Origin of the sequence: Mucilaginibacter lutimaris, assembly GCF_042676625.1 — a bacterium.
Classification (GTDB): domain Bacteria; phylum Bacteroidota; class Bacteroidia; order Sphingobacteriales; family Sphingobacteriaceae; genus Mucilaginibacter; species Mucilaginibacter lutimaris.
Window position 1 is genome coordinate 1241411 of the sequence record NZ_JBHTIA010000003.1, and the last position, 26134, is coordinate 1267544.

At 48.7% G+C, this 26134-nt stretch carries 28 protein-coding genes; 1 reads left to right on the forward strand and 27 read right to left on the reverse strand.

Annotation, left to right across the window (positions count from 1 at the left end):
• Positions 1 to 48 precede the first annotated feature (48 nt).
• The 26 genes from ACFQZI_RS06495 to ACFQZI_RS06620 all read right to left on the reverse strand — a co-directional run bounded on the left by ACFQZI_RS06495 (position 49) and on the right by ACFQZI_RS06620 (position 25143).
• Positions 49 to 702, reverse strand: a complete 654-nt coding sequence (locus ACFQZI_RS06495; protein WP_377141749.1) for an MT-A70 family methyltransferase — start codon at positions 700 to 702, stop codon at positions 49 to 51.
• A complete protein-coding gene (locus ACFQZI_RS06500; RefSeq protein WP_377140009.1) occupies positions 671 to 6130 on the reverse strand; it encodes a helicase-related protein in 5460 nt (1819 codons plus the stop codon). Before ACFQZI_RS06500 ends, ACFQZI_RS06495 begins: the two co-directional genes overlap by 32 nt.
• A 2-nt stretch (positions 6131 to 6132) precedes the next feature.
• Positions 6133 to 6348, reverse strand: a complete 216-nt coding sequence (locus tag ACFQZI_RS06505; protein WP_377140012.1) for a hypothetical protein — start codon at positions 6346 to 6348, stop codon at positions 6133 to 6135.
• Between the two features lie 5 nt (positions 6349 to 6353).
• Positions 6354 to 7139, reverse strand: a complete 786-nt coding sequence (locus ACFQZI_RS06510) for a DUF4138 domain-containing protein (RefSeq protein ID WP_377140015.1) — start codon at positions 7137 to 7139, stop codon at positions 6354 to 6356.
• Between the two features lie 59 nt (positions 7140 to 7198).
• Positions 7199 to 8347, reverse strand: a complete 1149-nt coding sequence (gene traM / locus ACFQZI_RS06515; RefSeq protein ID WP_377140018.1) for a conjugative transposon protein TraM — start codon at positions 8345 to 8347, stop codon at positions 7199 to 7201.
• A gap of 9 nt (positions 8348 to 8356) precedes the next feature.
• On the reverse strand, positions 8357 to 8626 hold the full coding sequence (locus ACFQZI_RS06520; RefSeq protein WP_377140021.1) for a hypothetical protein: 270 nt from the start codon (positions 8624 to 8626) through the stop codon (positions 8357 to 8359).
• Between the two features lie 121 nt (positions 8627 to 8747).
• Positions 8748 to 9362, reverse strand: a complete 615-nt coding sequence (traK, locus tag ACFQZI_RS06525) for a conjugative transposon protein TraK (RefSeq protein WP_377140024.1) — start codon at positions 9360 to 9362, stop codon at positions 8748 to 8750.
• 18 nt (positions 9363 to 9380) lie between these two features.
• Positions 9381 to 10523 carry a plasmid transfer protein gene (locus tag ACFQZI_RS06530; RefSeq protein WP_377140026.1) on the reverse strand — a complete coding sequence of 381 codons (1143 nt, stop codon included), beginning with the start codon at positions 10521 to 10523 and terminating at the stop codon, positions 9381 to 9383.
• Entirely contained in the window at positions 10523 to 11302 is a 780-nt protein-coding gene (locus ACFQZI_RS06535) for a hypothetical protein (protein WP_377140029.1), read from the reverse strand. Before ACFQZI_RS06535 ends, ACFQZI_RS06530 begins: the two co-directional genes overlap by 1 nt.
• 16 nt (positions 11303 to 11318) lie before the next feature.
• Positions 11319 to 11984: a hypothetical protein gene (locus ACFQZI_RS06540; protein ID WP_377140032.1), complete on the reverse strand. Its 666-nt coding sequence runs from the start codon at positions 11982 to 11984 to the stop codon at positions 11319 to 11321.
• Positions 11981 to 12646, reverse strand: a complete 666-nt coding sequence (locus tag ACFQZI_RS06545) for a hypothetical protein (protein ID WP_377140035.1) — start codon at positions 12644 to 12646, stop codon at positions 11981 to 11983. Before ACFQZI_RS06545 ends, ACFQZI_RS06540 begins: the two co-directional genes overlap by 4 nt.
• A complete protein-coding gene (locus tag ACFQZI_RS06550) occupies positions 12643 to 13305 on the reverse strand; it encodes a hypothetical protein (RefSeq protein WP_377140038.1) in 663 nt (220 codons plus the stop codon). Before ACFQZI_RS06550 ends, ACFQZI_RS06545 begins: the two co-directional genes overlap by 4 nt.
• Positions 13306 to 13310: 5 nt before the next feature.
• Positions 13311 to 15725 carry a TraG family conjugative transposon ATPase gene (locus ACFQZI_RS06555; protein WP_377140040.1) on the reverse strand — a complete coding sequence of 805 codons (2415 nt, stop codon included), beginning with the start codon at positions 15723 to 15725 and terminating at the stop codon, positions 13311 to 13313.
• Complete coding sequence (locus ACFQZI_RS06560; protein WP_377140043.1) at positions 15703 to 15990, reverse strand: plasmid transfer protein; 288 nt, start codon at positions 15988 to 15990, stop codon at positions 15703 to 15705. Before ACFQZI_RS06560 ends, ACFQZI_RS06555 begins: the two co-directional genes overlap by 23 nt.
• A gap of 1 nt (position 15991) precedes the next feature.
• Entirely contained in the window at positions 15992 to 16297 is a 306-nt protein-coding gene (locus tag ACFQZI_RS06565) for a DUF4134 domain-containing protein (protein WP_377140046.1), read from the reverse strand.
• A 188-nt stretch (positions 16298 to 16485) separates the two neighbouring features.
• On the reverse strand, positions 16486 to 16779 hold the full coding sequence (locus ACFQZI_RS06570; protein WP_377140048.1) for a DUF4134 family protein: 294 nt from the start codon (positions 16777 to 16779) through the stop codon (positions 16486 to 16488).
• A complete protein-coding gene (locus tag ACFQZI_RS06575) occupies positions 16779 to 17060 on the reverse strand; it encodes a hypothetical protein (RefSeq protein WP_377140051.1) in 282 nt (93 codons plus the stop codon). Before ACFQZI_RS06575 ends, ACFQZI_RS06570 begins: the two co-directional genes overlap by 1 nt.
• Complete coding sequence (locus tag ACFQZI_RS06580; protein WP_377140053.1) at positions 17057 to 17404, reverse strand: hypothetical protein; 348 nt, start codon at positions 17402 to 17404, stop codon at positions 17057 to 17059. The genes ACFQZI_RS06575 and ACFQZI_RS06580 overlap by 4 nt, the downstream gene beginning before the upstream one ends.
• Complete coding sequence (locus tag ACFQZI_RS06585) at positions 17355 to 18020, reverse strand: ParA family protein (protein ID WP_377140055.1); 666 nt, start codon at positions 18018 to 18020, stop codon at positions 17355 to 17357. The genes ACFQZI_RS06580 and ACFQZI_RS06585 overlap by 50 nt, the downstream gene beginning before the upstream one ends.
• Positions 18021 to 18035: 15 nt before the next feature.
• Positions 18036 to 18998 carry a relaxase/mobilization nuclease domain-containing protein gene (locus ACFQZI_RS06590; RefSeq protein ID WP_377140057.1) on the reverse strand — a complete coding sequence of 321 codons (963 nt, stop codon included), beginning with the start codon at positions 18996 to 18998 and terminating at the stop codon, positions 18036 to 18038.
• A 495-nt stretch (positions 18999 to 19493) separates the two neighbouring features.
• The gene (locus ACFQZI_RS06595) at positions 19494 to 19904 is read right to left on the reverse strand and encodes a plasmid mobilization protein (RefSeq protein WP_377140059.1); all 411 of its coding nucleotides are present in this window, start codon (positions 19902 to 19904) and stop codon (positions 19494 to 19496) included.
• 122 nt (positions 19905 to 20026) lie between these two features.
• Complete coding sequence (locus ACFQZI_RS06600) at positions 20027 to 20848, reverse strand: DNA-methyltransferase (protein ID WP_377140062.1); 822 nt, start codon at positions 20846 to 20848, stop codon at positions 20027 to 20029.
• 5 nt (positions 20849 to 20853) lie between these two features.
• Entirely contained in the window at positions 20854 to 21783 is a 930-nt protein-coding gene (locus ACFQZI_RS06605; protein ID WP_377140065.1) for a CHC2 zinc finger domain-containing protein, read from the reverse strand.
• Positions 21784 to 22192: 409 nt separating this feature from the next.
• Positions 22193 to 23032, reverse strand: a complete 840-nt coding sequence (locus tag ACFQZI_RS06610; protein WP_377140068.1) for an RteC domain-containing protein — start codon at positions 23030 to 23032, stop codon at positions 22193 to 22195.
• 73 nt (positions 23033 to 23105) lie between these two features.
• Positions 23106 to 24464 (reverse strand): cysteine peptidase family C39 domain-containing protein, encoded by a 1359-nt coding sequence (locus tag ACFQZI_RS06615; protein ID WP_377140071.1) that lies wholly within the window; start codon positions 24462 to 24464, stop codon positions 23106 to 23108.
• Positions 24465 to 24501: 37 nt separating this feature from the next.
• The gene (locus ACFQZI_RS06620) at positions 24502 to 25143 is read right to left on the reverse strand and encodes a hypothetical protein (RefSeq protein ID WP_377140074.1); all 642 of its coding nucleotides are present in this window, start codon (positions 25141 to 25143) and stop codon (positions 24502 to 24504) included.
• A 104-nt stretch (positions 25144 to 25247) separates the two neighbouring features.
• Between ACFQZI_RS06620 and ACFQZI_RS06625 the strand changes: the two genes are divergently transcribed.
• Positions 25248 to 25865, forward strand: coding sequence for a rhomboid family intramembrane serine protease (locus tag ACFQZI_RS06625; RefSeq protein ID WP_377140077.1), 618 nt, complete (start codon positions 25248 to 25250; stop codon positions 25863 to 25865).
• A gap of 37 nt (positions 25866 to 25902) precedes the next feature.
• On the opposite strand, the gene ACFQZI_RS06630 is transcribed toward ACFQZI_RS06625, so the two are convergent.
• Positions 25903 to 26070: a hypothetical protein gene (locus ACFQZI_RS06630; RefSeq protein ID WP_377140080.1), complete on the reverse strand. Its 168-nt coding sequence runs from the start codon at positions 26068 to 26070 to the stop codon at positions 25903 to 25905.
• Positions 26071 to 26134: the final 64 nt, after the last annotated feature.

A 26134-nucleotide genomic window follows, 5' to 3' on the forward strand; every position in this document is an offset into this window, starting at 1 on the left:
AGACGGCTTCCGGAACCAGTTTACGCTTGAAAATAAATACGGGATAAGTTATCTTCCCGGCAGAATGATCGAATTAGCGGCTTCATTACCGAACACATCCCCACCGGCAAATCTTTCAGCGTCCGTATGGTCCTGGCGGTCGCGGGCAAAAAGTTCGATACGGGATACGTCGCCAAAAAGTTCAACGATGCGGTCTCTGATGACGTCTGGTTTTTCGGAATGCCGGGCTATGGGCGACAGCAGCACCTGAGGTACGTTCCGTGACTGCCGGGGCAACGGTTTTCCGCGGGTGAATAATAGGACCAACTCTGCGTTCGCCCGGGTATAATAACCCATCCCCATAAAGGGCCTGCCATTATTTTTGTTGGTTTTCACCCAGGTAAAAGCTACCGTTTTATAAGTAAAGCCCCAGCTTGCAGCAAGTTCAAATGCCTGGCGCAGACAGGGAAATGTCGCCCAAAGCAGCAACACGCTGTTTATTTCGGCATTGCCGGGAATATTAAGTTTACGCAGGTAGTCGAGTGATCGCGTCGGATAATGATTATCCGGGCTGCGCGCTTTCCCGCGTTCGCTCCACACACGGAAGTGCCATGGCGGATCAGCATAGATCAGCTGATACTTTTTAGTTGTAATTTCCATGAAATAGTTATGATCAAATTTTGAAGTGCCGTTAACGGCCAATCCCATTTGCCGGGTAATCATCCCGATCAAAATGCTGCGCCCTAAGTGGCTGAAGATTTTCCGAGTGATCGAGTGTTTCTTCCGGCTTTTCATCCTTTTCCGTGATCTTCCGGCTGATCTCGTCTTCAAGCCGGGCAAGTTCGGTCTTTAAGGCAGCCAGTTCTTTTTCCTGAGCGAAGGATTTCGCGGTAAGCTCCCTGATCGCTGGTATCTCTTTTTCAAGGCCCTCCAGTTTCGTCCGGTATTTACTCACCAGGGATCCAACATGGTCGATGGCATGCAAGAAATAGCGTGCAGCCTTTTTTGGGTTATCGGTATTGGGAATGCCGTTAGTACGCATGTATTTGATACCGGTCTCCGGGCTTTCTGCAAAAAGGGCCGAAACATATTCATATTTACTGCCCTGATCGGTTTGTACCCAGGCCATTTCTCGTTTGACCTTCAGGTCAAAACCGTATAGTTCTCCCAGTTTATATTCGGTTTGTTTCGGGTCTTCGGGTCTCCATTTGCGGTAAAGCGCAATAAAATATTTGCCGACTTCAGCAGATCCCGTTTCCGATCCACCGGGTAAATGCACGGGATTGAGTTTGCTTCCCTTATCGTCCGTCCGTAGCACCTTTGTGTAATTCGCTTCATCTATTCGCAACTTTTCGAGCATCGAAGCTGTTGCTTCCCTTTGCTTTTCAGTATCTTCCAGCAGGTAGCGGCTACGGGCGACATCTTTAAAATGTGAGGAGCGGTACCCTTCCAGTTCGGTGACCTTTTTCTCGATCTTCGTTTTTTCGAGCAGTGAGGTATCACCGGAAAGAATAGCGATATACTCTGAGAAATTCATGCCGCTCTGTTCATCCATTGCGCCCTCGTCGATCGTTCGTTTGCCCAATTCGGAATTTTTCATCTGGCCGATAAAGGTCTGCTTGTTCTTCAGCAGATTGAACTTGTAGTTGTCCAGTGATTGTTCAACTGCATAAATGTAATTGCGCACTTTATTGTCTGAGAGCAGTTTAGCCAGCCAGTTGCCCTGCCGGGCCCCGCGGCCATCCCGCTGTTCGAGTTCCGAGGGTTTCCAGGGAATGTCCAGATGGTGCATGGCAACGACCCGCTGCTGTACGTTCAGTCCGGTTCCGGCCTTCTCCGTGCTCCCGATAAGGATCCGGATCTGCCCGGCGTTCATTTTAGCAAAAAGCTCCGGTTTCCGTTTATCCGTCCAGTCATGGATGAACGTGATCTCGCCCGAAGGAATATCAAGGTCATTGACCAGTTTATCGCGCAAAGCATCGTAAACATTGAAGCCACTGGGTTTGGGTGTACCGATATCGCTGAAGATGATCTGGGTTCCCCTGTGATCTGAGCTGTCATGGTATTCCCGCGCTACGTTCCTGGCACAAACATTTATCTTATTTCCCGGATCATCCTCGTATTCCGTATCGCTGATCAGGCGCATGTCCACCGCCATTTTCTTTGCGTAGTTCGTCGCGATCAGCATACGTCCGATGTCTTCACTTTTGGTTAAGGGTTCCCGTCCGATGAGTGTTGCGTCGCCATTCTTTGCAAAAAGCATCAGCAGTTTGGTAAATACTTTCTGCGCAGTAGTCGGCGGGATATTGACCAGGATCTCATCGATCTGTGGTTTATCAAGGCTGATGTGTTTCGCCGTTTTATAGTCGGTGATCTCGTTATAAAACCGCGCCAGTTCCGGCACCTTAATGAAATACCTGAATCTTTCCTTGGCCCGTATCTCGTTGGTCACACTGAATTCAAAATCAACCGTTTTACGCGCGTAGACCGCGGCCCAGGCGTCGAAGTTGCTGATCTTTTGCCGCTCCATCTCGTTCGGGCGGAGATATTTAAAGATCAGATACATCTCCGTCAGGCTGTTAGAGATCGGCGTTCCTGAAAGGAAAGTAACACAGAGATCTGAACTGAATTTTTCCTGCAGCGTTCTGATAGCGAACAGCATATTTAAAGCTTTCTGGCTGCCTGCGATATTGCCAAGCCCGGCCACACGGTTATGACGGGTAGTGAAGGTCAGGTTCTTGAACTTATGTGATTCATCGATAAAAAGATGGTCGACCTCCATTTCCCGGAAATTGATACCGGTGTCTTTACGCGTGTCTATCGCATGGAGGATCGCGCTAAGCTGTACCTGCAGATTGTTCTTGCGTACTTCGAGGCCCTTTAACATCGCTTTATTGATCGCAGTGCCAAGTGTAGCCAGTGTTGACAGGTCGCGGCTGACATTGTCCAGTTCTGTCTGAAATATCTCCCGCTGTATCTCCGGCGATTGGGGGATCATCCCGAACTGATCATGGGTCAGTATCACACAGTCCCAGTTATTGTTTTTTATTTCATGGAACAGCCGCTGCCTGCGTGATGGCAGGTAATCGTTTTCCCCGGGGGCCAGTATCTTTGCATGCGGATAAGCCGTCCGGAAAGTGTCGCGTATCGCGCTGACGTTCGCTTTGAGGGCCAGGATCATCGGCTTATGGATCAGACCGAGCCGTTTCATTTCCATCGCGGATACTACCATGGTCAGCGTTTTTCCCAGGCCAACCTCATGGTCAACCAGCGCGCCGCGGTTCTGGATGATCCTCCAGGCCGCATCTTTTTGAGAAGCGTAGAGCCCCGGGATATTCAGGGCTTTGAGATCAAGCCCCGGAAACCGCAGATGGCTTCCGTCATATTCCCGGAGAACATAGCAGTTGAAGGTCTCGTTATACAACTTTTCGATCTCCTGCTTATCGTCAGGCGGAAGCTCTTTCAGCCATTCATTATAGCGGCTGCGAATGGTCTCGATCTTGCGGTGGGCGCTTTGTATCGCTTCCGTATCCGGTACCCGCCTAATCTTCCCGTCATAGTCTACCGGATAGGTAATGTTCGGAGTAGTATTTTCCAGGGCATGTTCCAGAAGGGTTTTGCCGGTGATCCGGTCGCTTTGTTTGGGCACGACCGCAAATTCTGCGTCGGTGGTCGTGTTCCCCTTACTGTAATTTACCTTGAAAGTGTCGACGGAAGGAAAATAATTGATCTCGGCCGGGAGCTGGAAAAGATCGGATGCAAAGGCCTCGTAATATTTCAGGGGCAGCCAGCGCTCACCGAGATTAAAATCGAGCAGTTCGAACGGTATATGCTGAGGCTGTACCCGTCTGATAGCCGTCAGGCTGCGCAGCAGCTGAAAGTTCTCAGGGTCGGCAGCCGCGTGCCTTTCCGCCGCCCGTAACTTGGCAACAACATTGCCGGATAGATAACTGTCGGTGGTTTCCCAGTTCCCTTTTTCCGGATCAAAGAGGATCTGTTTTTCGAGCCGGTAGATCACGTCATCGGTATTCAAACCGGTCATGCCCGCGATATAGCCGATATCAACCCGGCCAATGTCGTTCAGACATCGTGCAAGCGCATCTTCCGGCTCTTCGATCTGCTCCCGCATTCCAGGTGGGAATACAGGTTCGCGAAAAATATCAGATGGCCCGAACCTGTCACCCGACTTTAACTCTAAGGAGGCGATCGATCTGAATCCGAAAGCCAGATCAGCAGCGATACGCGCTTTATTCACCAGCTTATTGAGCGGGCCGTTTTTTTCAGTAAAATCCTCGTAAAGCCGGTTCAGTGTTTGTCGCAGTTCCGGATAAGCGATACGATGCTCTGCTTCAAGCGCATAAAGCGAAAGGTAGGTATCCCTGATCGGGATATAAGCGCTGAAGAATGAAACGTGTTCCTGGGACTCCAGCGGTGTGAACGCCGCTTCCCCGTTGGCCGGTGTCCCGATCAGACCGGCTTTGCCATCGAAGATCACTAAAGTATCTTTTTCATAAAAAGGGCGCAGATCCGTAAATGCTTTTGGACGATCGGGCATGATCTTGAAGGCAGGTTCAAGACTGGTATCGCCCTCATAGCGGAAATTGTAAGCGAAATATTTCAGTTTGGCGGACAGGGCATCCAGCTCGTTACCGAGCATGAGTCCATTCATCCAGCGGGCGGGAACGGAGATCTCAGCAACGTTGCTGAACAGTTTGTACAGATATCGTCCATTCTGCCTGGCTCTCGCGGTAAGCATCACCAGACTGTCGTGCGCCGGTTTGACGGTGGTCCGGATAGTGCTGATCTGTCTTGCTGTTGCCGGGTCGACCGTCGCTTTGTCCAGGCCATCAAGATAGGATGCCGCTTTATTGTTTTTCTCAGCCGGTACGGCATCGAACAGTCCCAGCTGCCCGGTCGGGATCTCTGTTGAAACTTCCGGAACCGGAAGGAAAGTAAATTTCCGGCCTGCCGCCAGGTCGAACTGAAAGCGGATCGCTTGCCATTTCTCATGATCAAAAACCTTTGATATCCCGGCAGCGATCTGTGAGCGGAGCGCGTCGGCGATGTCTTGCATATCACCGTTCTGCCAGGTCGTTAAATTCGGCTGCCCGTAAGCATTGGTATCTTCCAGAAGTTCATCTCCCAGCAAAAGACCGGCATTTTCGTCGAGATAGGCGTTCAGATGATAGGTACCTTTCGGACCTGTTCTTTCGATCGTATCGATCAGCAAAGCTTCTGCTTCAGTGAGCGCCTCTTTCTGGTCGTTCTTCTGTACAATCAGCAGATGTGTACCGACCTCAACGTTGGCGTTCTCCTTCATCAGATTTGCCGGCAGTGCTGCGACGCTGATCAGGTCAGCTGAGGTGAACAGATATTTGCGGGCTGCATCATTTGAAGGGGTGTTCAGAAACCCGTCCGTTACCAGATAAGCCAGCAAGCCGCCGTCGGCAAGTTTCTCCAGACCTTTCGCAAAAAAATAATTGTGTATCCGTGAAGTGATGCCGCTGCCGCCGTAAGCCGGGTCATGCACGGAGAAATTGCCGAACGGAACATTGCTGATCACCAGGTCCGACATGCCCTTTTCATTCGGGCCGGTCTCTTCCAGGCCTTTGATCTGCACATTTATCCTGGGGCTAAGTGCCTGAGACAGGACAGACAATATTCGGCCGGTCAGCAGGTCCTTTTCAACCGCGCTGATCTTTTCGATATCCGGAAAAGAACGCAGGGCTTCGGTAACGAACACTCCGGCCCCGGCACTGGGTTCATAAATGCGCCGGGGAAAAACGGACTGGTCTGTCAATGCGCCGTAAATTGCCTGCGGGATGATCTCCGGCGTGTAAAATGCGGTGGCTACACTGTTGATAATGGAACTGTAAACACGCTTGTAATCCGCGGCGGATAATTTACCCGACAGTAATTCATGAAGATGCATGATCTCCGGGTGAAGCTTTAGATCGGCCTGGGAGATATCATAATTGCGCCAGTCAGCTTCTGTGCCCGGAGGGAACAATACGGCTTTGATGCCGCCAAATCCGGCGTAATCACGAAGCATGCCGATCTCTTCAGGGGAAAGTTCCTGCCCGATATAATTGAGGGCGATATTGATGGCGGCCATATTATCAGCCAGTTTTTTGCTGCTGTTAAATGCCATAGTTATTCCTCCTGTAAATAATCAGCGATCGTTCCGATGACCTCGTACCGGAGGAACCTGTCGTCCTCATCCAGACCGGTCAGCAGCGGCGCGCAGAGTTCCTGAATATTGGTGAGCTCATAATGCAGGATGCCGAGGTTGATATATCGCAGGTATACTCCCAAAAATTCCTGCTCCAGCACGAGCCTGAGGTAATCATAGGCGGTCGGGTTTGTCATATGGATCAGTTTGGAAGTGTATCCGCGTCGAGAATATCCTGGTAGGATATTTTAAGGGTCAGGACGCGTCCTGATATTTGCTTTTCGCTGAGTTCGGCCAGCAGTACTTTGTTTCCCGGAAAACTGAGCTTTCTGAAGACAAAAATGTTCCGGTAAGATCTGGAAAACGAGGGTGTGCTTAAAAGCATAAATTCCGGTTTCAGTTCAAATGACTGGACATTGGATGCCTTGGTCACTTTCTTATCGTCCACCCTGAAACGAAGGTCTTCGATATCATATCGCAGCTTGTTAGTATTTTTATAAGCGATATCGAGAAATATATAATCTCCTGCGGTATATACATGGTTAAGCTGTCCGGTCAGGCCAAAAGCTTTTTGCTTCTCTATGCGTTTGTCGGGCTTTCTGGAGATCAGACCGAGCGCCATGCTTTTCAGCTGGTTCTCAGAAAAGCCGATACCGGAAATATCAAGCGGGCGGGTGTCAGATGGCGTGATCTCGATCGTAGAGATACCTGCCGCCTCCCCAGGAACGATTCGGTACTGGGCAATGAACTTTTCACCGGCAATGGTGACAAGTGCACCGCTGAAGCCTGATACGGAATCCTTAAGGCGAAGTCTGAAAACGTTTTTAAGCGGCAGATCGCCCGTTAAGGTCTTTGAAGAAATATCAACGTACTGTATGCGTTCCGGTGAAATAAAATGAAGGGTCAGGTCTTTGGAGATACTAATCGCCGGCTGCGCGAACAAAATGTTCGGGCACAGCAAGGACAGATAAAAAAGGATCTTTTTCATGTTCGGGTTATTAAATGATGATAAAATGAGTATGGACTTTCACAGCCCGGGAAGGGAGATCAATAGGTCCGCTGCACATTCTGCAGGGCGTCCGTGTCGATGAGATAGATGAAAGAATTGTATTTCATTTTTGCCTTGTTCTTGCGGATCACCGATGCGATGGCAGATGAGGTCGACTGGAACAACTTGTCCACCGAACTCATGATGAACTGGCTCCCGGTAGAATTACCGTCGATGGTCACACCCTGTACAGAATTGCTGCCCAGGTCTTTTGTAAATTCCCTGAAGGCGGATGACGGCACATAGAGTCCCGGCATACCATCCAGGTCATACAGGTCGAGTTTTACCGGAAGGATGCGGCCTTCTGAAAGGATAGTGGTGACGGACAGGGTTACCCGCTGTTCGGAAAAACCGCTGATCTGCGCAAATAAAAAGGTTCCTTTCGAGATGGTAAACCCGCCGGCACGGATATCCTCAAGCAGTCTCAGACGTAACCTTGAACCCGCATATCCGGTCACATTCTCGTCGATCACCGCTGTGATGAACTTATGTTCAGCCGGAGGCCTGACCGTATTGAAATCGGCCGCTACGTCTTCGGCCCGGCTTACGGTCAGCTTTTTTTCGGATGCCTTCAGCTGTGCTGTTTTAGCGGCAGAAAGCTTTTTTTGCTTTTCGGCTTTGTAGGAAGGATCGTTCTCTCTGCTCAGACTATCCATGTAGGCCATCTGCATTTTGAAAACGTCCATGGGGTCCCGTTCTCTGGTGACAGGCTGCACCGGCAGGCTCGCCGGGGGGCGCCGCGGCAGTGCATTCAGTTTTGCAGCCAGTACGCGATCATTACTGTTCGCAACGGGTGAATTGAATTTGGCTTTCATTGCGCGGTCAATAGAATCGAGCTTGCGTTTTTCGCTGCCGGAGTAGCTGTCTTTAAAAGAGATATTGCTGCTTGCTTCTTTTGGAATGACATTTACTGCAGAATAACCATCAGCCTCCTTGTAGGTATTGCGGTAAGCGTCCAGTTTATCGTCGAGTTCTTTTTTGCGTACCCCTGCGGAAACATTGCCGACACTGCTGTTGAGCCCGGCCGGCTGTTTGGCCTCAGCCTGAGGCTTACTGAACGTGCTTTGCCAGACATAGAAGAACAGGCAAAGAAAAGGCAGTGCAAGGAGAGGCAGCACATATTTGGGCTGTTTGAAATTAATGTTCATGATGATCTGTTATTTAATTGTTTGGATCTGTTGCAGCCGGTCGAGAACGCTGTCGAGCAGAACACTGTCGGCGGGGCCGAGCTGTTTTTTGGCGGTCAGGCTGTCGACCGTGTGTTTGAGTTCGATGGTTTCCCCGATCCTGCCTGCCGCCTGCATGATCTTTCCGAACCCATCTGAAACGACCGCGGGTCCTTTGACGGCCGTTTTTACCTTTTGGTCGGCCGGCTGGCGGAAGAGCGTGAATGAAAGTGCTGCGGAGAGGATCAGCAGCAGCAGCATGACCGAAAAAGTAAGCTTCGGATTTCCGCTTAACAATTCTTTGCAGCGTGCCACAAGCTTTTCGATTCCGGGCCGGAACTCCCTCCGCAGTTCACTATACAGCGTATCCCTGGGATCGCGGTTAGAATGTATTTTTCTCCACATCTTCGAGGTCTTTATTTTCAAGGGTTTTCCAGCCGGTGATCAGAACACCATGCGGATTATTATCACTCCGGGGGATGTCTTTCAGGTAACCTTCCGTAATGAGGGAGCGAATAACGGTCGAACTGCGGCGGTCGATCTTAAGCTTGCCATAATACCGAAAATAATGTTTGGGCATGTCGATGGCCACGGAATCCGTTTCCAGTGTAAGCACAGAACTGGAGGACAAAATCGAGTTGAAAAAGCCTTTTTCCTTCAGATCATTATATTGCTGCATGCCGGATTCGTCGATCAGGTACATGGCTTTCTTCATTTGGTACTCCATATAATTATCATCCGGGGTCAGCGAGAAAAAATAGGAATGGAACAAATCCACATGCGCACGGTATTCTGCCGGCCTGTTCATCTGCATATCCGTTTGCTTGGCGAGGATCGGAACGCTCTTATCCAGAATATAAATGCTTTTTTGCGCGTTGGATACCAGCCGGTACGCATAAAAGGAATTGATGCCGACAATGACCAGAGCGGTCAGCAGGCTGCCTGCCGAAACGAATATGGCCAGCCTGATCTTGGCTTCGATATTTTTGATGATCATAAATGATAGTTGAAAAGTTTAAAAGAAACTGCCGGCTACTTTCCGCGCCGCGCCGGTAACCGTTCCGGCGCTGCGGCCGAACGTAGAAGTGGCTGAACTGATGCCGGAGGTTGAAATGATCCAGGTAGAAATACTCGGTACCGTGAACATACAGATAGCGCCGATCATGAACACGATGATCACCGTCCCGAAGGACAGAACGCCGTTACCGGCGAACCAGGCCATTTTTTCCAGGTTGGCACTCATGCCGTCTTCTCCGACCAGTTCCTTGTATTTACTGATCTCGGATGTCAGTGCGTATTCCTGCATGAGCCCGCAGAGATACATGATCAGATAGGCTATTCCGGAATAAAGGTTGACCGAAACAAATCGGGCGATCCAGGTGCTGAAACTGTCCCGGAAAGCCGGAAGGATACTGACCGAAACGGCGAATGGCCCGAGGATGATCAGGATCGATGAGTAAATGATCTGCAGCATAAAAATGATGTAAACGGCGATCCGCAGGATCCAGATCCCCAGCAGTTCAAGTGCCTGGGTAAAAAGCAGCTGCATTCCGACGGTCAGCCGGTTTTTGAGTTCGATCAGAGGCGAGACCACGGTGCTGATGCCTTTTTTTACCGTGCTGCTCACGGCATCCCAGGCCTGTCCGTACCAGGTATCACTTTCCTTCTCAGCTACTTCGGCCTGCGCCTGAAAGGTATACAGCGAATTGGCGACCGCAAGCATCAGATCAGCGCGTTTAAGCCGCAGGTCGTTAACGATGGTCTGCTCGTCGTTGAACATCTGCTCGGTCTGGTTCGTCACCAGATCGGTCGGAAATGCGATCACCTTTACAAAAATGCCCCACCAGAGAATGACCATCGCCAGTCCGAACGGGCGGAGGAGCGGCATGATCTCCATCTTTTTATCGCCTACCATCATCTCGTATGACCTGATGGCAAAGAAAATGATCATAAATATGGCCGCGAGCGCCTTGGCGTCGGCGATAAAAAGGTCGAAATGTGTCCATATGGACTCCTTCAGACCTTTGAGAAAAACCATTACACCGGTCTCATAAACGCCATCGCCCTGCAAGTACTCCAGTGTCTTGCCATTGCCGTTACCAGCGTACGCTGCTGTCATCCCGGATGACAACAGCAATAAAAGGAAAAACTTTTTCATTAATGAACGTGATGAAGTACTTGCTTTGCGATCTGAATATCTGTCTGCGGGGTCCAGCCCGGCGCGGAAGTATTTCGGTTATGCAGCTGCTGCTGGTGTTTTTCCATGTCGAGCGTTGTCTGCGCTGATGCCGTTCGGATCGCCCATACGCCGGCCAGCCGGCGATATTCGTTCAATAAACGGAAGTAAGCCATGATACGGGAACCGCGTTCCATATCGGCTGAATGCGCGCCATCGATGCGCTCCTTCAGGCGGTCAAGTTCGCCGCGATACCAGTCGTACAAGCCTTCTGATATCAGCCTGGTACTGACCTGTGGGCTCAGGCCGCCAAGAACAGAGGCCATGGAGTGTTCCAGCACCGGCTTGAACTCCCGGCTGTAGTAAAGCGCCCAGAGCGGATCGGCACCTGTGACCAGGCCGGATCGCCCGGCTGTTTCTGAAAGGGCTGTATTGCGTACCGTATCAGATTCCTGTTTATACTTGTTGTCGATCCCGTTCATGGTACCGACCATGGCAAGTCGCTGGCTTTGCGGACCGTTCGGACTAAGCGGCCGGAGGTCATTCTTATGGTAATTGGGATAAAAGAAGCCCCAGGTTAGCCAGTACCAGGGATTCAGTCCCAGAAAACCGGATGTCGGCGTGAATTTATTTTTGTCCCATTGCTTGTAAACCATCCGTTCCTGCTGGTAACGGATATTCTTGTCTACGACATATGACTGTGCGAAGCAGGAAGCTGCGCAGCACATCGCAGTAAGCATGATATAAATGATCTTTTTCATGTGTTATTATCTAAGATTAGCGTTTTAGGTATTTGGCATTCCGGAGGATCTGCGCTACGAACAGCCGGTCACGGCTGATATAAGCGGAGAAGGGATCGAGTGATCTGAACACACCGCGCTGCTTTGCCCAGAACATTGCTTTCCAGGCACCATAAGCAAGCCCGTCCAGGATCTGCAATTGCTGGGTGACCTTTCGGAGCAATTCATCACGGGCGGCGTAATCTGCCAGTACGTAATTCCCTTCTTTAAGTACAAAACCGGAAACGTCGGTCACCAGAGCCAGGGCACGGTTCTTCATTTCTCCCGAAATGTTGCCGGCGAAGACCAGCAGCGCCGGGTCGTTTCTGGCAAGTAACAGCGCCTGATCGATATAACCCGTCATATCCGCTATGATGACGGCCATGTTCTTCACTTCAAGTCCGTTTTTCAATGCGCTGTTCACATTGGACAAGGCGTTATAGATCATGGTTTGCGCCAGTACTACTGATCCGACATTGGTATTCAGGTCATTAATGTTGTCATTGATCTTACCGAGATAGTTGGAATGGGCAGATTCAGCGGAACTTCGCATTACACCATTTTCCGTAACAGCGACCGCATGCTGTATGTCGATCACATATTCCTGTGCGAAGGCTGCCATTGTTCCGCTGATCAGGATCAGCAGGCTTAGGATATGCTTCATTGTCTGAGGTATTTAGCGTTACGGATGATATCAGCCGCAATGTCTTTGTCGGCATCTATGAAATTCTGAAAAGGATTCGCCGCGCGAAGCAGGTCTGAGGTATTTGAATATTGCATCATTGTCAGCATGTTGCCCGAGAGATCCTGGATCGTGCTGAGCTCGGAAAGCACGAAATCGAACAGCATTTTCCGGTCAGAAGGCCTCATCTGGTTAATATCGCCGATGGAAAGGGACAGCCCGGCGATATAACTGATCAGGCTGCGCGCCTTCGTTGCGAACTGAAGCGCGGCGGGATAACCGATAGCGGCAAGCGCGGGCGTCCGCTCTGCCAGTTCAACAATCTGACGTTCGTTGCTGACGATCCGGCTGACCATCGGTGATCCGTACATGCCGATCTGAGCGACGTCGATAGCAGTGCCCAGGGTATTATAGCGCTGCTGTATGGTCCGGTAAACGCCTTTGAGTTTCGCCAGCAGGGTCAGGTTGGCCTGTTCGTTGGCGGTAGTCAGCGCCTGCTGATTTCTGGCTTTCACCTGAAGTTTGTTTTCAGAAATAGATTCATCCACCAACTGGTGCATTCCGACGATGTTGATGGTGCTGCGCTGGGCAAATGCAAATTGACCCGCTGTAAGGCAGCAAAAAAGTATCAGCTGTGCTTTCATTTTTTAAGGTATTTAGCATTGATCAGTACATCATTTGCGATACGAACATCATTGTTCTGCCATTCCGCCCAGGGATTAAGAGATCTGAATATGCCGTTCATCCGCGCCCAGTACATTGCCCGGTTCATGCCATAGGCAATGCCTCTGAGAATGCGCATTTCTCCGGCAATGTGATTAAGCAGTTTCCCGCGTTCGCCGGAATCCATGAGGTTATTAGTGCCGCCCTTAAGTACGAAAGCGCTGACATCGGCCGCGAGCATGTAAGAGCGCGTTTGGAAATCACGGGCACCCTGTTCCGCGAACAGGAGCAGGACCGGATTTGTCCGGGCGATCTGTACAGCGCCCTGCACGTCGGTGACGATGTCGCTGCCGCAGTCCGCTATTTCCCGGATGGTATTCAGGCTGCTGATCACAGCGGCAACCTGGCTCAGACCATTGTAGATCTTGTTCTGGAGGCTGTTGACAATGACCAGCTGCCCGCTTACAGCCAGCTGCCCTTTCTGGATCAGGTTAAGGCGGTCGTTGGTCGTATTCAGCTGGCCATTGATGATGCCCGCGTTGACGGCGATGGCCCCGGTAACAACCGGATCAATGACCAGTTCCTGGGCACAGCATGTTCTGGCGATCAGCCAGGGCAATAGAATAATAAGGAATTTCATAGCGATCAATGTTGATTAACGTTTCGGATGAACTGGGGCAGAGACAGGCCGCTCTGCCGGAAATCGGCCACAAAGGCATCGAGGCCTTCCTGATAGGTGCTGAACATTCCGGTGTAGCTTTCTATTGCAGATTTTTCAGGCTTCTCGGTAGTATAGGTCAGGTACTGTTCAAGGGAAACCTCGACTCCGTAAACCTCGCCTGATGAACCCCTGCGGATGTACACTTCCTTGAAGCGTCCGCGGCCATCGGTGTTGTCAAGCTGATTAATGGTAAAGATCTTTCTGCGCTCGGTCTCGCTGATCGACAGCAGCGCTGCTATCTCATTATAATTGTCTCTGAACTTGGTCTGGTCAAGCAGGCAGATCGTATCAGAGTTACTGATGATGCTGTCCTTGACCACCGCATTGCCGATGATGTCGCCCAGTTCCTGGGTCACCACGATGGCTTCGCCCCAGAACTTACGGACGGTTTTATAGAGGTAAAGCAAATAGCCGGCCATTAGCGGGCTGGCGATCGCTTTCCAGGCCTCCTCAACGACCAGCGTTTTGCGCCGGTCTGAGCGGTAGCGCATTTTCTGGATGAATACGTCCATAATGATCAGCGTAACGATCGGGAAGAGGATCTTATGCTCCTTGATGGAGTCGATCTCAAATACAATGAACCTTTCCGTGAACAGCGACCTGTCGGCTTCCTTGTTGAGTATCGGTGAGAATTCACCGCCCTTATAAAATTTCTTCAGTACATAGCGGAACTCATCGAAATCGAACAGGATCTTTTCTTCAGCCTTAATCTCCGGTATCTTCACCAGTGCGAAGTCGTAGAAAGTGTCGAATTTAAGCTCGCCGCCCTCGGAGAAGAATTTGCTGTAATAGGCGGAAATGACATTGGCCACCACATCCCGTTCTACCGGACTGAATGAGCCTTCAGCTCCTTTCCAGGCTACACCGATCAGCGTACACAAAAAGTCTTTTTTCTCAATATTATATTCCTCTTCCGTTATACGGAACGGGTTCATAGTGATCGGCGACTTGTCCGTATAGGTGATGTATTTGCCTTTGTAATAGGAACATAAGCCCGAATAGGAATGGCCGGTGTCTACGATGACCATGTCCATATTGTAGAGCATATACTGTTCGATCAGCGCATTCATAAAAAAGCTTTTGCCAGACCCGCTCGGGCCGAGCACGAATTTGTTTCGGTTATTGATCCGGCCTGTCCGCATAGGCAGATCTGCCGGATCCATACCGACCGGAATACCCTGGCGGTCGGTAAAGCGGATCAGGAAATCCGATGGTTCATCTCTGGGCAGTGATTCCTTAAAGAAAAAGCAGGCGGCAGCGTCTGAAGTCGTCAGGAACCAGTCGTAATCTTTCAATTCGACCGAATTACCGGGAAGGGTACTGCGGAACAGTTCCAGCTGGTTATAAGCATTTTTGCTCGGTATGATGCCCAGCTGGAAAAGCGAGCTTTCGATGAAATTTGCTGCTTTCTGAATAGTTTCGGCAGGTGAGACCACCAGAATGTTGAAGTGGCAGTTGACCAGCAGCTGGTTTTCTCTTGCCACATCGGTCAGCAGCAGGTCGATGTCCTCCACACAAAGCTGATTTGCAGGGTCGGGAATTCCGGAATGCCGCTTTTTCTTCTGCTCCAGTTTTCGAAGCGTCATCGTCTGGTTAGGGATCTCAATGACCTGGTGATAGATCAGCGCATCGGTTCCCGGCACTTTGAAAAGGAAAGACAAAAAGTCTACCGGGAATCCCCGGGTGCTATCTTTTTCGTTCAGTTCGATGTGCGTACCGATCTCGGGCGGCAGATCGATACTATCAATATTGACCAGACTAATACTTCGGACCGATCTGTTCCCTATCCTTACCTCTGTATCACCCGGTGAGAGGTTATCCAGGATGATGCTGTTTTCCCTGAAATCCATACTGAGCATCCGCATGACCAGCTTATTGACGCCGGCTTCGTTCAGCACGACCGGAGAAGGTAGCAATCCGAGCACTTTACCGGCAGCCTGACGGAATTCTCGAAGTACTTTCGCATCATAAACGAAGAATGCACCTTTTTTGACCTGTCGGGTGATCGTCAGATACGTTTCGATCCGAAGGCATTCCCGGCCTTTAAAATGCCGGTTATATTTTTCCTGAAGATATTCGCCGCCTTCCGCGGATTCCCATCCGGCGCGGCTGACGATATCATGTTTCTGTATCAGGTAACCGTCGCCCAGCACCTTGATCACATTGAGCAAAAGGTTGTGAAATTCATCATACCCGGCAGGATAGGCCGAATAGCGGACAACAGGATTGATGATGCGGATAACGACAGAACATTCGCCATTCTTGCCAATGAGCAGATCGTATTCGCCGCTTTTGTCGATACCGGCGTAAGGGATATCAAAGCGTGTTTTTACGGCCATAATGATTGATGATATTGATGCCGGTATGGCGGCTTTTGGCGTGAAGTCCGCCTTTCTGCTTTCCGGCAGTGAACAGCAGGCCGCCGACAATGCAGCCGGTCAGCACAAGAGCGCCAAGCCACATGTTGATAAGGGACATGGTGAGTGCCCCTAATACAAGTCCCGCAAGCAGGAAACCCAGGCCCCAGTAGATAAATTTCCCTTTGAAACCTTTGAAAATAAGGGGCTTCTGCAGCCCCTTATAAACAGGATATTTCCTGGCCATCTTACAGGCCGAAGAAAGCTTTGATCACCAGTGCGGAAACTACGAGAAACACGCAGGAGCCGCCCCAGCCCATCAACTCCTTGTTGATGTCCTGATCACCGGAATTCCATTTGGAATAAACACGGATGGCACCGACTATACCTACGATACCGCCGATCACGAGGGTAATGTTGGTTACGGGTGCGACATAGGTTTTCAGCGTTGAGGTTGCTGTGTTCAGGCCATTGACACCGCTTTGTGCCATTGCAGGTAACGTCAGGGCCAGCAAAATTGCCGAGGCCCACAATTGTTTTGTTTTGTTAAACATTAAATAAGGGAATGAAAAATCAGGCAGTGATCTTTTATAGGCAGCCGGGAGGCCGCCGCTACGGAAACCGGTGGTCAGATCACGAAATCCACCGGCAATAACCCCTCAGGGACATGTTGCATTCAATGCTGCTGTCTGTATAAGCTCTCTGAAAGCTGCCGGGTGGCAATTTTTCAGTATGAACAGCATCAGATACCGAATATGGCTTTTAGAAAAGCACCGGACAGTATCATAAAAAAAGCCGCGTAAAACCATGCGGCCACATCAGAATCGATATGATGTTTACCCATCTGCCAGTTATGGTAGATCTTTACTGCGCCGGTAAGCCCGAACAGGGTCGCCAGGACGAGCGAAAGGTCGAATGTAGAGAAGAAATCTGCGGCGAGGTCGTCACGCGCCTTTTGCATTTCGGAAATTCCGGGCTGAGCAGCGGCACTTAGTGCCATCATGCAGCAAAATAGTGTAAGTGATAGTTTCATCATCAGAAACTTACCGGGCGGGTATATTCGATCGCCTCTTCCCTTGCAAGGCTGAATAGCTGCTTCAGGCTGACACCGCCTGAAGACAGGACGGAGGCATTGTATACCTCGGGCTCCGGAGCGGGAATCTCGCGGACAGGTTCGCTGTCATCATCAAAAGAAATGATGTCGGATCTTTCATCCGCCGGCAGTTTCCGGCTGCGAAGGAAGTCCCAGAGCAGGACCACCGCGTAATAGGCCAGGTAAATAATACTCAGCCAGAGCATAAATTTCATCCAGTTCATAAGTCGTTGTTTTGAATAAATTGTTTGATAGTTGATTTGAGTTCGGGGCAGGTGTCGAAAAGATGTCTGACGGCAAAAGAGACCAGACGGGTAACATCGACGCCGGTCGCCATCTTGAACTGATTCATTGTCCTTACGGTCTTTTCGTCGAAGCGCGCATGCACCATGCTTTTATTACTACTGTTATCGTAGGCCAGGATATCGGCAAGGATCTGCGGCACCTCTTTAGGTTTTGCTTTTCTTACAGTTTTGGCACTTGTATCTGTATTCTTTACGGGTTCCCCGGGAGCAGGTTTAACCAGTTGTTCCCGGATCTGGTCTGCCAGTGATTTCATGTTTTCCATAGAGGTGCTCGGTATAGATCTGTTCAAGAACAGGGTTAATAACTGGTTGCAGGCTTACAGGTGTATAAAATGTACTGACCCGCTGAAAGTCTATTCTGTCCGGAAGTACCGGGGTGATCAGGCCGAACTTCGAGAGCTGCCCATCGACCTCCTGCATGATCTCATAGCGGGCATTTGATTTGATGCGGTTAGGTACGAATACCATCCCAATATCCGGGTTGATCCTTTTCATTACGACCGTGAAAAGCACGGTCGACTGAAAGGTAAACTCATCATAGGAGAACGGGCATATGACCAGGTCAGCGGAATTGAATACCGGTATCAGCCCGTCATCATCCAGCTTGCCCGGCAGATCGATCAGAATGACATCTTTTTCATTTTTGCCAAGCAAATTCTTCAGGTAAGGAAAACTTTCGAGATTGGCGGGCACCACTTCATAGGGCTCTGCATTTTCAAGGATCTTGGCCTTCTCGAACTTTTGTGAGATGGACTGCTGGTAGTCCATGTCAATTATAGTGACAGGGCATTTTTTTTCCAGCGTGAGGTAATTAGCCAGCACGAGCGCAAGCGTACTTTTCCCCGCGCCGCCTTTTTGGTTTCCGATTATTATTATCATAGTTCATATGGATTATTATCTGGTGTTGGTACGGGCTTTCTTCTGCCGTTTCCGGCGCATTCCGTGGATCTGCTGGTCATCAACATCGTCAGCGATACTGACCTGCCCGATATAGACCGGCGTTTGCGCTGCTACGTCATTTGTCATGGTAAGGCGCTCGCTCTCATTCTTCGGTCCGTAAATATTGCCACCCTGTGAATGCAGTAATTCTTTAAGCGGAAGTACTTCGCTGCCTTTAAATACGATCAGATTGCGGTGGTCAATGATGGAATAACCGTAAGGCTGTTTACCAGCTGCAGCATGGAAAAGCAGTTCGATATCATGATTTTCTTTAAGAAACAGATCAAGGCCGGGCAAATGCCGGTTCTGCCGGAGCAGCGCTGCGATGTCAGCTGCAATTTTTTTATCGGGTTTATAATTATCGATCTTTGCTCTGATCTGCTGTTCGTTCGGATCAGTACCAGGGAAACCTTTGGATTCCAGGATCATGAAGAACTGCGCCCGGGTGCTGAACTGATACTGCATTGCCATTTCATAACCCAGAACTTTACTGATGGTCCGCTGAGCCCTGACGTGCTCATAGGCACTGCTGATCTTCTTGCCGTCATGCCCGACACGTGATGTAACGATATGTACGTGGTTATTGCCGGTGTCCTTATGATACACGATCAGGTAAGGCTGATCGCCATATCCCATTTCTTTCAGCCAGCTTTCTGCGATCCCGGTCAGCGTTGTTTTGTCATAGGATCTGCCTTTACCTGAGATCACCGCATGGAACTGAGGCAGCCGGACATTCCTGTTCAAAGCTGAAAGTGCAGTAAGATAATTGATGTAATCCTTTGGCTTAAGCTGTCCCAGACCCTGTAAAGGACCGAAATTCGCCGTCTTCATCAGTTCGCCTTTATTGCGGTCGATCTTACGTGTATTATAACTCACACCTGTAAAGCCGGAGGACGGTGCCAGAATTTTTACGATCATCTGCTGTAGATATTTAGAAGAACGTAAGCTATCGCTGTGAGCATTCCGGAAAGATCATAAAAGCTGAGCGATATGGTAGCGATATAGCGCTGTAACTAAGCACCTGAGAGGCAGTATAACTGCTTAACGTAGTAACCTGATATCCGTGTAACAGCTGAACGCGGTGACATCTGATCAGACTTTCTTTATAACCCAATATCAGCTGACAGAGGTATCAGTATAACCCGGCAATTAACCCTCGCAGTAACGGGGTAACATGCTAACGATACAACGGGGTAGCATCAGACCTTGATAGTTTTATTACAGAAGAACAGGCTGTCAATGTAACGGATGACCGATGAAACACTATAACTGCCTATCAGTATAACGGCAGTATTGGATAACGACAAAACCTGATCACCTGGTAACTTTAGATCTATATATCAGCAGGAAAGAGTATCATTATATCCAGATAACATCGCCTGAAGTGGCAGGCGATCAAGGATATCAAATATTTTATTTTCCCATCAGTCTGATGATCTTGCGAAGAGCAGTTTCCAGCGAACGCTGGTTGAGAATGTATTTTCCCATTAGCTGCTCGAAACTTACAATGATCTGTAAAGGTACATCCCCTTTAAGTCTGAGGGTATTGGCATGCCTGGCAAGCTGGTTAATGTTATTGCCTGAGCGGCCAAGTTCGGCCCCGGTCTTATCCAGCAGTTTTAGTAATTCGGCTGCGTTAACCACGGTCTTATTCGCATCGTTTAAAACACGCATCCGAAGCAGCTCTGTCTTGCTGATACCGAATTCATTTTCCATGGCAACGATCAGATCATATTCTTCCTGCGTAAATCTTATGTCCAGCTTTTTGACCCGCCTGCCATCCTTCAGTTTTGGCCGCCCGGAAAGTTTTTTCTGATCAGCCATAAAGAAAAACGACTTGCGAAGTTTTGACCAATGACCCCGTAGGGCAAGATACTTTTTGTCCGACAAAAAGACATCTTGCCTTGACGAAATCAAAGATGATTTCGGATATTTCAAAGCGGTTATTAAGCCTTTTTCATCAGGTGTTCCTGCCGGATCCGCTCGTTGCAGACAGCGATAAAATCTATAGGGATCTTTTTCTTAAAATACGTCCCTTCGTTTTTTTCAATTCCAATAAAATGCCTTCTTTCGCGCATCGCTGCGATGAGAAATGATCCGCTCCCGCAGGCATTGTCGAGGATCAGTGCACCCGGGGTGGTGTAGGTTCTGATGAGATACCGTCCAAGTTCCACGGGCTTTTGCGTTGGGTGAAAGGTCGGTCCGCCTTCGTGATCGGCGGTTTTGCAATGGAACCAGTCATCATGATCTTCTTCATAAAAAACAAAATCATTTGGATATCGTCCTCCGTCACTCTTTACAAAAGACGTTTGATAATCGCCGAAAGAACCTGTTGGTAGGCCTTTTCGCCATCCGCGTACGTAAGGGTCCCCCATAAGCATTTGAGGCTGATAAATCGGTTGCCGTTTATAGAAGATACAAATGTCTTCATGTTTACGCATAGGCTGTTTTTTGGCTGACAAAAAATTGCTCGACTTAGATTTTATCCATACGATCTTATACTTAAAAAGCGGGAGATTACTCATGATCAGCTTGCCCGTAAATGCACCCGCGGCTGTAAGCGCTATCACGCCGTTAGGTTTGATGATCCGTTCATATTCGGTCCAGAGCCGCGGGAAGTCGATGATCAGGTCCCATTCATTCGGGGTCATCCCGTAGGGCAGATCACACAAGATCATATCAATACAGCTGTCTGGGATCATCTTCATTACATCAAGGCAATCACCTTGCGTCACCCGGTCGGTTAGCATTCGTAACTGATCTTTCATAATGGTCAGATTGATAAATGCCTGCTTTTGTAACTTGTCCCATTTATGCCGGGATCCGGTTTAATTTCAGCGACAAGTTTGTCATTGTAATCATTGTAATTTTCATAATTACCTGATCTGTCAGTGGCATAGGGTAATGCTTTGATAAAGTCCTTTGTGGCGTGAAGGCCTGATGTGTCTCTATCCAGGAAAAGGTCGATAGAAGGATAATTCAAAGAAGACCGGATACCTTCGCCGAGCAGTGAAAGTGTATTCAGAACGATCACGCTTTGTTTGGCATCCGGATGTTCTTTCGTCCAGCTGAGATAATTCATGAATCCTTCAAATACGGCGACCGATCTGGGATCTCCGGGAATAAGACTGATCGATTTCCGGCCCAGGCAACCTTTGAAATACCTGTTCCTGACTTCCCAGCTGTCCGCTTCATTTTTCCATCCGGCCGCGAAGAACTGTTTCTTTTCTCCTTTTTCATTTTTGACATGATAATAAACCTCACTCAGAAGGGGTCTGGCTACGTCAAAGATCCCGCGGCTTTTGAGGTAACCCGTAATAGCCGGATGGGTGCCAATGGGTTTGACCTGTTCAATGACATAGTTCCGGGCTTTGACCGGCAGTCTTGTCCGAGGTTCCCGTCGTACCGGTGAGACCATATTACAGGTTGCCTGTATCTTTTCGACGATATCATTGAATTTCAGGTCAGGCCAGTATAGCATACCAAAGTCTATGATATTGCCGCCTTTGCCGATCCCATGATCGTACCAGGCTCCGATCTTATCGTCGACGCTGAAAGAGGGGTTATTATCTCCTTCACGCAACATACTCCGGTACATATATTCTTTACCGAATTTTTTTACAGGTTCATAGCCAAGCCGGCTAAGAAGCTCAACGATCGACACTTGTTCTTTTAGGTCTTTCGCATTTAATAATTCCGTCATGGTAAATGTATTATAGGATGATCAATTCCCTGAAGCATTCAGGGTAGAGTACCGGCAGCGGGTAACGAACCCGTCAAATCCGCTTCTGCCGGTATATATATTTCGGGACTACTCACGTCGGCATCTACATGCCGGGCCTTCGCCTGCCAATGCGTTTTCGGTATTTTGATATGATCTCACCTTCGCAGAATTTTCCGCTCCCCGCGGAATAATGCTTTGTCCCTGTACGTCAAAGAGCTTTCTTACCGACCGGCGATCAAATGGTCGCCGTGGTCAACAGATCAAAGGTGAGGGTATCAGTGACAGGGAATTCAGGAGCATTTCGGTACTACCGAAAAATAAATCGTTAAAAAAAAGGCGACCGTTCGACGGTCGCCCTTTAAAAGCATCATAGCCTGACTAAAAAAAATCAGGAATTACCCTTGTCAATCTTTCGCAGGATAGCTTCTTTCATCTGATCGATAAATTTTGTAAAGCTGAGACGCTTGCGGCGCTCAATTTCATTAAAGCGCCGCTGGACGATGCCAATAGATAATTGAAGGCTGCCTTCCAGCCAGCGAACGATCTGGTTAAGGCTGGCATTGCCATCATTCAATTGTCCGGTCAGCCATAGTCCGTAGGCCAGTTCAACGGCGTTAACCGCATCTCCTGTCCAGCGTAATTCAGACGTTAATGCGCCGGATCTTACGGCATACAATTCCGGATGTGCTACCCGTGCAATCTCTTCCAGCAGACAATATTGGATCCGTTCATAGGCGATGAATTTCGCAAACAGGTAGGTCATTGGCATAGAGATTTCCTGACCGAACTCTGAAAGCTCAGGCAGCGGTACTGAAAGCGGCGCGGCGTCCATGAGAAAATAACTGCGATCAAGCTCGGTCAGTCCGGACTTATAATACTGATAATGGAAGTTATTCATACGAAAGAAGCTTTTCCGGGCCCTGATCTCTTCTTCGAAATATCGGATCTTACTTGCATCTGTGCCGATGGGCACGTGCATTTGTATATGATATTTCATTACTTCTTCAATACGCGTTGCCAGTATCTCAGGCTGGTAATATTTAAAGAAATAGATCTCTTCGTCTATATCCGTAAATTTCAGATCATCGCGCACTGTGGCAATCCGGGCCAGAGCTTCGTCAATTATATTAAGTGCAACATTGAGCCTGTCGATGCCCATGTCCATTTCATTAACTTCAAGAAGCCTTGCGGTCAGAGCCGCTTTGATCTCCTCTAATTGCTGATCCATAAATGTAAAATTTAGGGTATAGGTATCCTGTATCGCACAATAATGCAATGGTCGCTATACCACGATGTGAAAATTATTTGACCTGGAATTTTTTCATCAGTTGAGCCCCTGCTGTGATCACCGGAAAAGAATGGCATATCCGTGGCATCAGCATCGTCACAAAATAACTGGTCACGACCTCTGTGATCAGCATATTGTAAGATATCATGTTATTACGGACGTAAAAAAGACAGCAGGACAGCACACTGATCACCGAAAAGTTGCCCAGGCATTCATAGAAGAAGTTTTGTTTGTTGATCAGCGTTGCGAGTGATCTCGCGGTATTGGTGTATCGGTGCTCTTCTTCGATATGGGTGACGAGGGGATCTGGTGTGCACCGGGGGGATTTTAGTACCTGAGCAAGAGAAATTTCGTTTGTTGCAGCTTTATCTGCCAGGCTGCGCTGGTTAATAGCTATAATTACGGCGTTAACTGCGCCACGCCATCCGATCAGTATTACATAAAGAACATTGATCAGGCCCGCAAACGGTTCAAAATAGCATAACCCAATCAACAAAATAATAACAAGTGAACCATCCGAGAACAGGATGCCGAACAGTGCTGAAAAAGCGTTCTGGATCATCTGAACATCATCAAGCCCTTTCTTTAGGGATCTTTCGGAGATGTCATTGTTGATCAGCCTGCCAATAAAGATCGCCATGTATTTCCGCCTGATTCCTGCGTTCAGTTTGATCAGCATTTGCTGCCGGATATAATTACCGAGTCCTTTTGCGAGCATTATCAGTAACAGGAGTAATACTACTGCGAAAAGCAAACTGCTTTTGCTGTCACTTAAAGAATTGTTCATCCCCCGCTGCAAGAGCCAGGATAAAGCGATACCAAACAAAGCAGCCCACAAGTTCAGAAAGGGAATCGAAACAAACAGGATCCTGGGGAGTGATGCTGATCGGAATAGGACATTCCAGGTCAGATCGGTCACTTTTGGAAACTTGAATTGTAAACCTTCCGGATATAGCGCAGCACCTGATTTCCATAATCTGCCTATCTCATTTTCCGGACACCAAGAGATACCTGTCGCAGGGTCGGCGATCAGGTATTCCCAGTCAATGTCATTGCATTTTGCTCCATAACAAACCATAAAATGGAATTCTCCATCAGCCGTTACGGTATGCAGGATGCAAGGGACATTTAATTCCCGCAGGGTAATGAGGTCCATACTGACATTACGGGCATTGATACCATAACTCGAAAGAAGTCCGCGAAGCTCAAATAGGGAAGATCCACCTGGAGGCGAACAGTTCTCGAGCATGAGCCGTTCACCTTCGGCGTATCGTCCTGTATAATTTAATAACATGGAAAGGCAGGCATGACCGCAGTCGTCCGGACCCCGTTGCGGGGTATAAGTATTATAAACAGAAATGAGATTTTTCATGGTATATATTTTTTAAGGAGCGATGTTGCAGGTAATTTCAGCCGGCCGTGGGGAACATCATTAGTGTAAAGAATGTAACCGCAACTACCCATAAGAATAAGCCGGGAACATATGAGCATACCACTGTTCTTAAACTTTCATCAAAAGGCTTTTGGGTGATCTTCGAAATGCCATAGGCCAGAATGAACCAGTAGGTCACTTCGAAAAGATTTAAGGTCTGAAGTGTATAATACCAATCAGCAGGCACTTCGCCGGCAATCGATAAGGCCGAAAGAATATAATATTTGTGCCAGTCCAACAAATTTCCGTGTTGGAACGTATAATTGAAACTGACAAGCTTTATAAATGCGGGTATCAGAAAAGTAAATTCTGCCAAAACCACAATTTTGACGATCCGCCGGAAGGGTACCTCAAGGTCCTGCAGGAAAAGTGCGGTATGCAGGATCAGTGCGATCACACCAATTTTGATAAGCAGGTACGCAGCTGAGGAGAGGTATACCCACTTCTGAAGCGCTTCGTAAATGATAGCGCCCTGTGCAGGGGTTGCGGCTAACGGATCACCGTTAGCCTCATAAAATCCGGTGGTCAGGACATACGTATTGGTCAGGTAGATGAGCAGGAACGTGATGGTAAATAATAAGGCCAGGCTCAGTTTACCGTGTCGATATAGAAATTTCATGCGATAGAATTTTAAGTAAAATTCTATCGCAGCGGTGCCATTTACAATTAGGAAAAATTGTAAATTATAAGTTGAAGTGATAAAGAGTTTAAATTAAATACATTATGCCTAACCTTATTTCAATATTAGCCGGGAGACCAGTTTCGGTTACCCTGTTGGTCATCACCACTGCAGTGAGCGTACAGGCATTGCGAAGCCGCAGCCTATACCTTAAATGGATATTGCATCCTTACAGCATTTTTAAAAGAAGGGAGTACAGGCGCATGATAACCTCCGACCTGATCCACAACGATCCCGTTCATCTGCTGATCAACGCTGTTTTGTTATTTCTGATATGCGGTGAATTTGAAGAGTTTTTAAGATCAAAATATCTTTACGGCAGTTTGATCCTGCTGCTGATCTATCTGGTCAGCCATCTGTCCGGCGCATTGGCGGTATGCTGGTCGAACCGGAATAATTATGACTATTCAAGTGCTGGCGCCTCTGGTAGTATACTGGGATGCATGATGGGCTTTATGATCCTTGCCCCGCATTATGTCGCGTTCTATTTCCCTTTAGCGGGCGAGATCAGGAACCAGTATGCCGCTTTACTGGTGATCGTCGGACTGATCGTTTATAAATGGAGATCCGGCAACATAATGATGGATAATGAACTGCATTTCTTCAGTGCGCTAGGTGGCATCTTAACTACGATCTTATATTATCCGGGACTTATTTATTGAACACCGGCAAGATCTCTTCCCGGTGTTCAGGCGATATTTACCACCAGCCCAAGCAGGACGGGCCTGTTGCGGCAAGAACTGCACCAGCTACAGCGCCGGCACCTCCGAATAAACCACCTACTGTTGCCGAGACGGCAATATTGTAGCCGCAGGTGCTTGAACCGCCTTTGATCTGTTTTGCTTCTGCATCTGATAGATCCTTCATACACTTATTTGTTTACTGCTTCCGGAATTGAAAGCTATGTAAAAGTGCAACCAGGTCTCTTCAT

Coding starts and splice junctions, on each gene's coding strand:
- ACFQZI_RS06565 (WP_377140046.1), bottom strand. CDS start 16,297: ATGTTTAACAAAACAAAACAATTGTGGGCCTCGGCAATTTTGCTGGCC.
- ACFQZI_RS06500 (WP_377140009.1), bottom strand. CDS start 6,130: ATGGCATTTAACAGCAGCAAAAAACTGGCTGATAATATGGCCGCCATC.
- ACFQZI_RS06550 (WP_377140038.1), bottom strand. CDS start 13,305: ATGAAATTCCTTATTATTCTATTGCCCTGGCTGATCGCCAGAACATGC.
- ACFQZI_RS06580 (WP_377140053.1), bottom strand. CDS start 17,404: ATGGAAAACATGAAATCACTGGCAGACCAGATCCGGGAACAACTGGTT.
- ACFQZI_RS06495 (WP_377141749.1), bottom strand. CDS start 702: ATGATTACCCGGCAAATGGGATTGGCCGTTAACGGCACTTCAAAATTT.
- ACFQZI_RS06605 (WP_377140065.1), bottom strand. CDS start 21,783: ATGACGGAATTATTAAATGCGAAAGACCTAAAAGAACAAGTGTCGATC.
- traM (WP_377140018.1), bottom strand. CDS start 8,347: ATGAACATTAATTTCAAACAGCCCAAATATGTGCTGCCTCTCCTTGCA.
- ACFQZI_RS06590 (WP_377140057.1), bottom strand. CDS start 18,998: ATGATCGTAAAAATTCTGGCACCGTCCTCCGGCTTTACAGGTGTGAGT.
- ACFQZI_RS06545 (WP_377140035.1), bottom strand. CDS start 12,646: ATGAAAGCACAGCTGATACTTTTTTGCTGCCTTACAGCGGGTCAATTT.
- ACFQZI_RS06615 (WP_377140071.1), bottom strand. CDS start 24,464: ATGAAAAATCTCATTTCTGTTTATAATACTTATACCCCGCAACGGGGT.
- ACFQZI_RS06505 (WP_377140012.1), bottom strand. CDS start 6,348: ATGACAAACCCGACCGCCTATGATTACCTCAGGCTCGTGCTGGAGCAG.
- ACFQZI_RS06575 (WP_377140051.1), bottom strand. CDS start 17,060: ATGAACTGGATGAAATTTATGCTCTGGCTGAGTATTATTTACCTGGCC.
- ACFQZI_RS06555 (WP_377140040.1), bottom strand. CDS start 15,725: ATGGCCGTAAAAACACGCTTTGATATCCCTTACGCCGGTATCGACAAA.
- ACFQZI_RS06530 (WP_377140026.1), bottom strand. CDS start 10,523: ATGAAAAAGTTTTTCCTTTTATTGCTGTTGTCATCCGGGATGACAGCA.
- ACFQZI_RS06625 (WP_377140077.1), top strand. CDS start 25,248: ATGCCTAACCTTATTTCAATATTAGCCGGGAGACCAGTTTCGGTTACC.
- ACFQZI_RS06540 (WP_377140032.1), bottom strand. CDS start 11,984: ATGAAGCATATCCTAAGCCTGCTGATCCTGATCAGCGGAACAATGGCA.
- ACFQZI_RS06585 (WP_377140055.1), bottom strand. CDS start 18,020: ATGATAATAATAATCGGAAACCAAAAAGGCGGCGCGGGGAAAAGTACG.
- ACFQZI_RS06535 (WP_377140029.1), bottom strand. CDS start 11,302: ATGAAAAAGATCATTTATATCATGCTTACTGCGATGTGCTGCGCAGCT.
- ACFQZI_RS06600 (WP_377140062.1), bottom strand. CDS start 20,848: ATGAAAGATCAGTTACGAATGCTAACCGACCGGGTGACGCAAGGTGAT.
- ACFQZI_RS06560 (WP_377140043.1), bottom strand. CDS start 15,990: ATGGCCAGGAAATATCCTGTTTATAAGGGGCTGCAGAAGCCCCTTATT.
- ACFQZI_RS06620 (WP_377140074.1), bottom strand. CDS start 25,143: ATGAAATTTCTATATCGACACGGTAAACTGAGCCTGGCCTTATTATTT.
- traK (WP_377140024.1), bottom strand. CDS start 9,362: ATGATCATCAAAAATATCGAAGCCAAGATCAGGCTGGCCATATTCGTT.
- ACFQZI_RS06630 (WP_377140080.1), bottom strand. CDS start 26,070: ATGAAGGATCTATCAGATGCAGAAGCAAAACAGATCAAAGGCGGTTCA.
- ACFQZI_RS06520 (WP_377140021.1), bottom strand. CDS start 8,626: ATGCTGCTGCTGCTGATCCTCTCCGCAGCACTTTCATTCACGCTCTTC.
- ACFQZI_RS06570 (WP_377140048.1), bottom strand. CDS start 16,779: ATGATGAAACTATCACTTACACTATTTTGCTGCATGATGGCACTAAGT.
- ACFQZI_RS06595 (WP_377140059.1), bottom strand. CDS start 19,904: ATGGCTGATCAGAAAAAACTTTCCGGGCGGCCAAAACTGAAGGATGGC.
- ACFQZI_RS06510 (WP_377140015.1), bottom strand. CDS start 7,139: ATGAAAAAGATCCTTTTTTATCTGTCCTTGCTGTGCCCGAACATTTTG.
- ACFQZI_RS06610 (WP_377140068.1), bottom strand. CDS start 23,032: ATGGATCAGCAATTAGAGGAGATCAAAGCGGCTCTGACCGCAAGGCTT.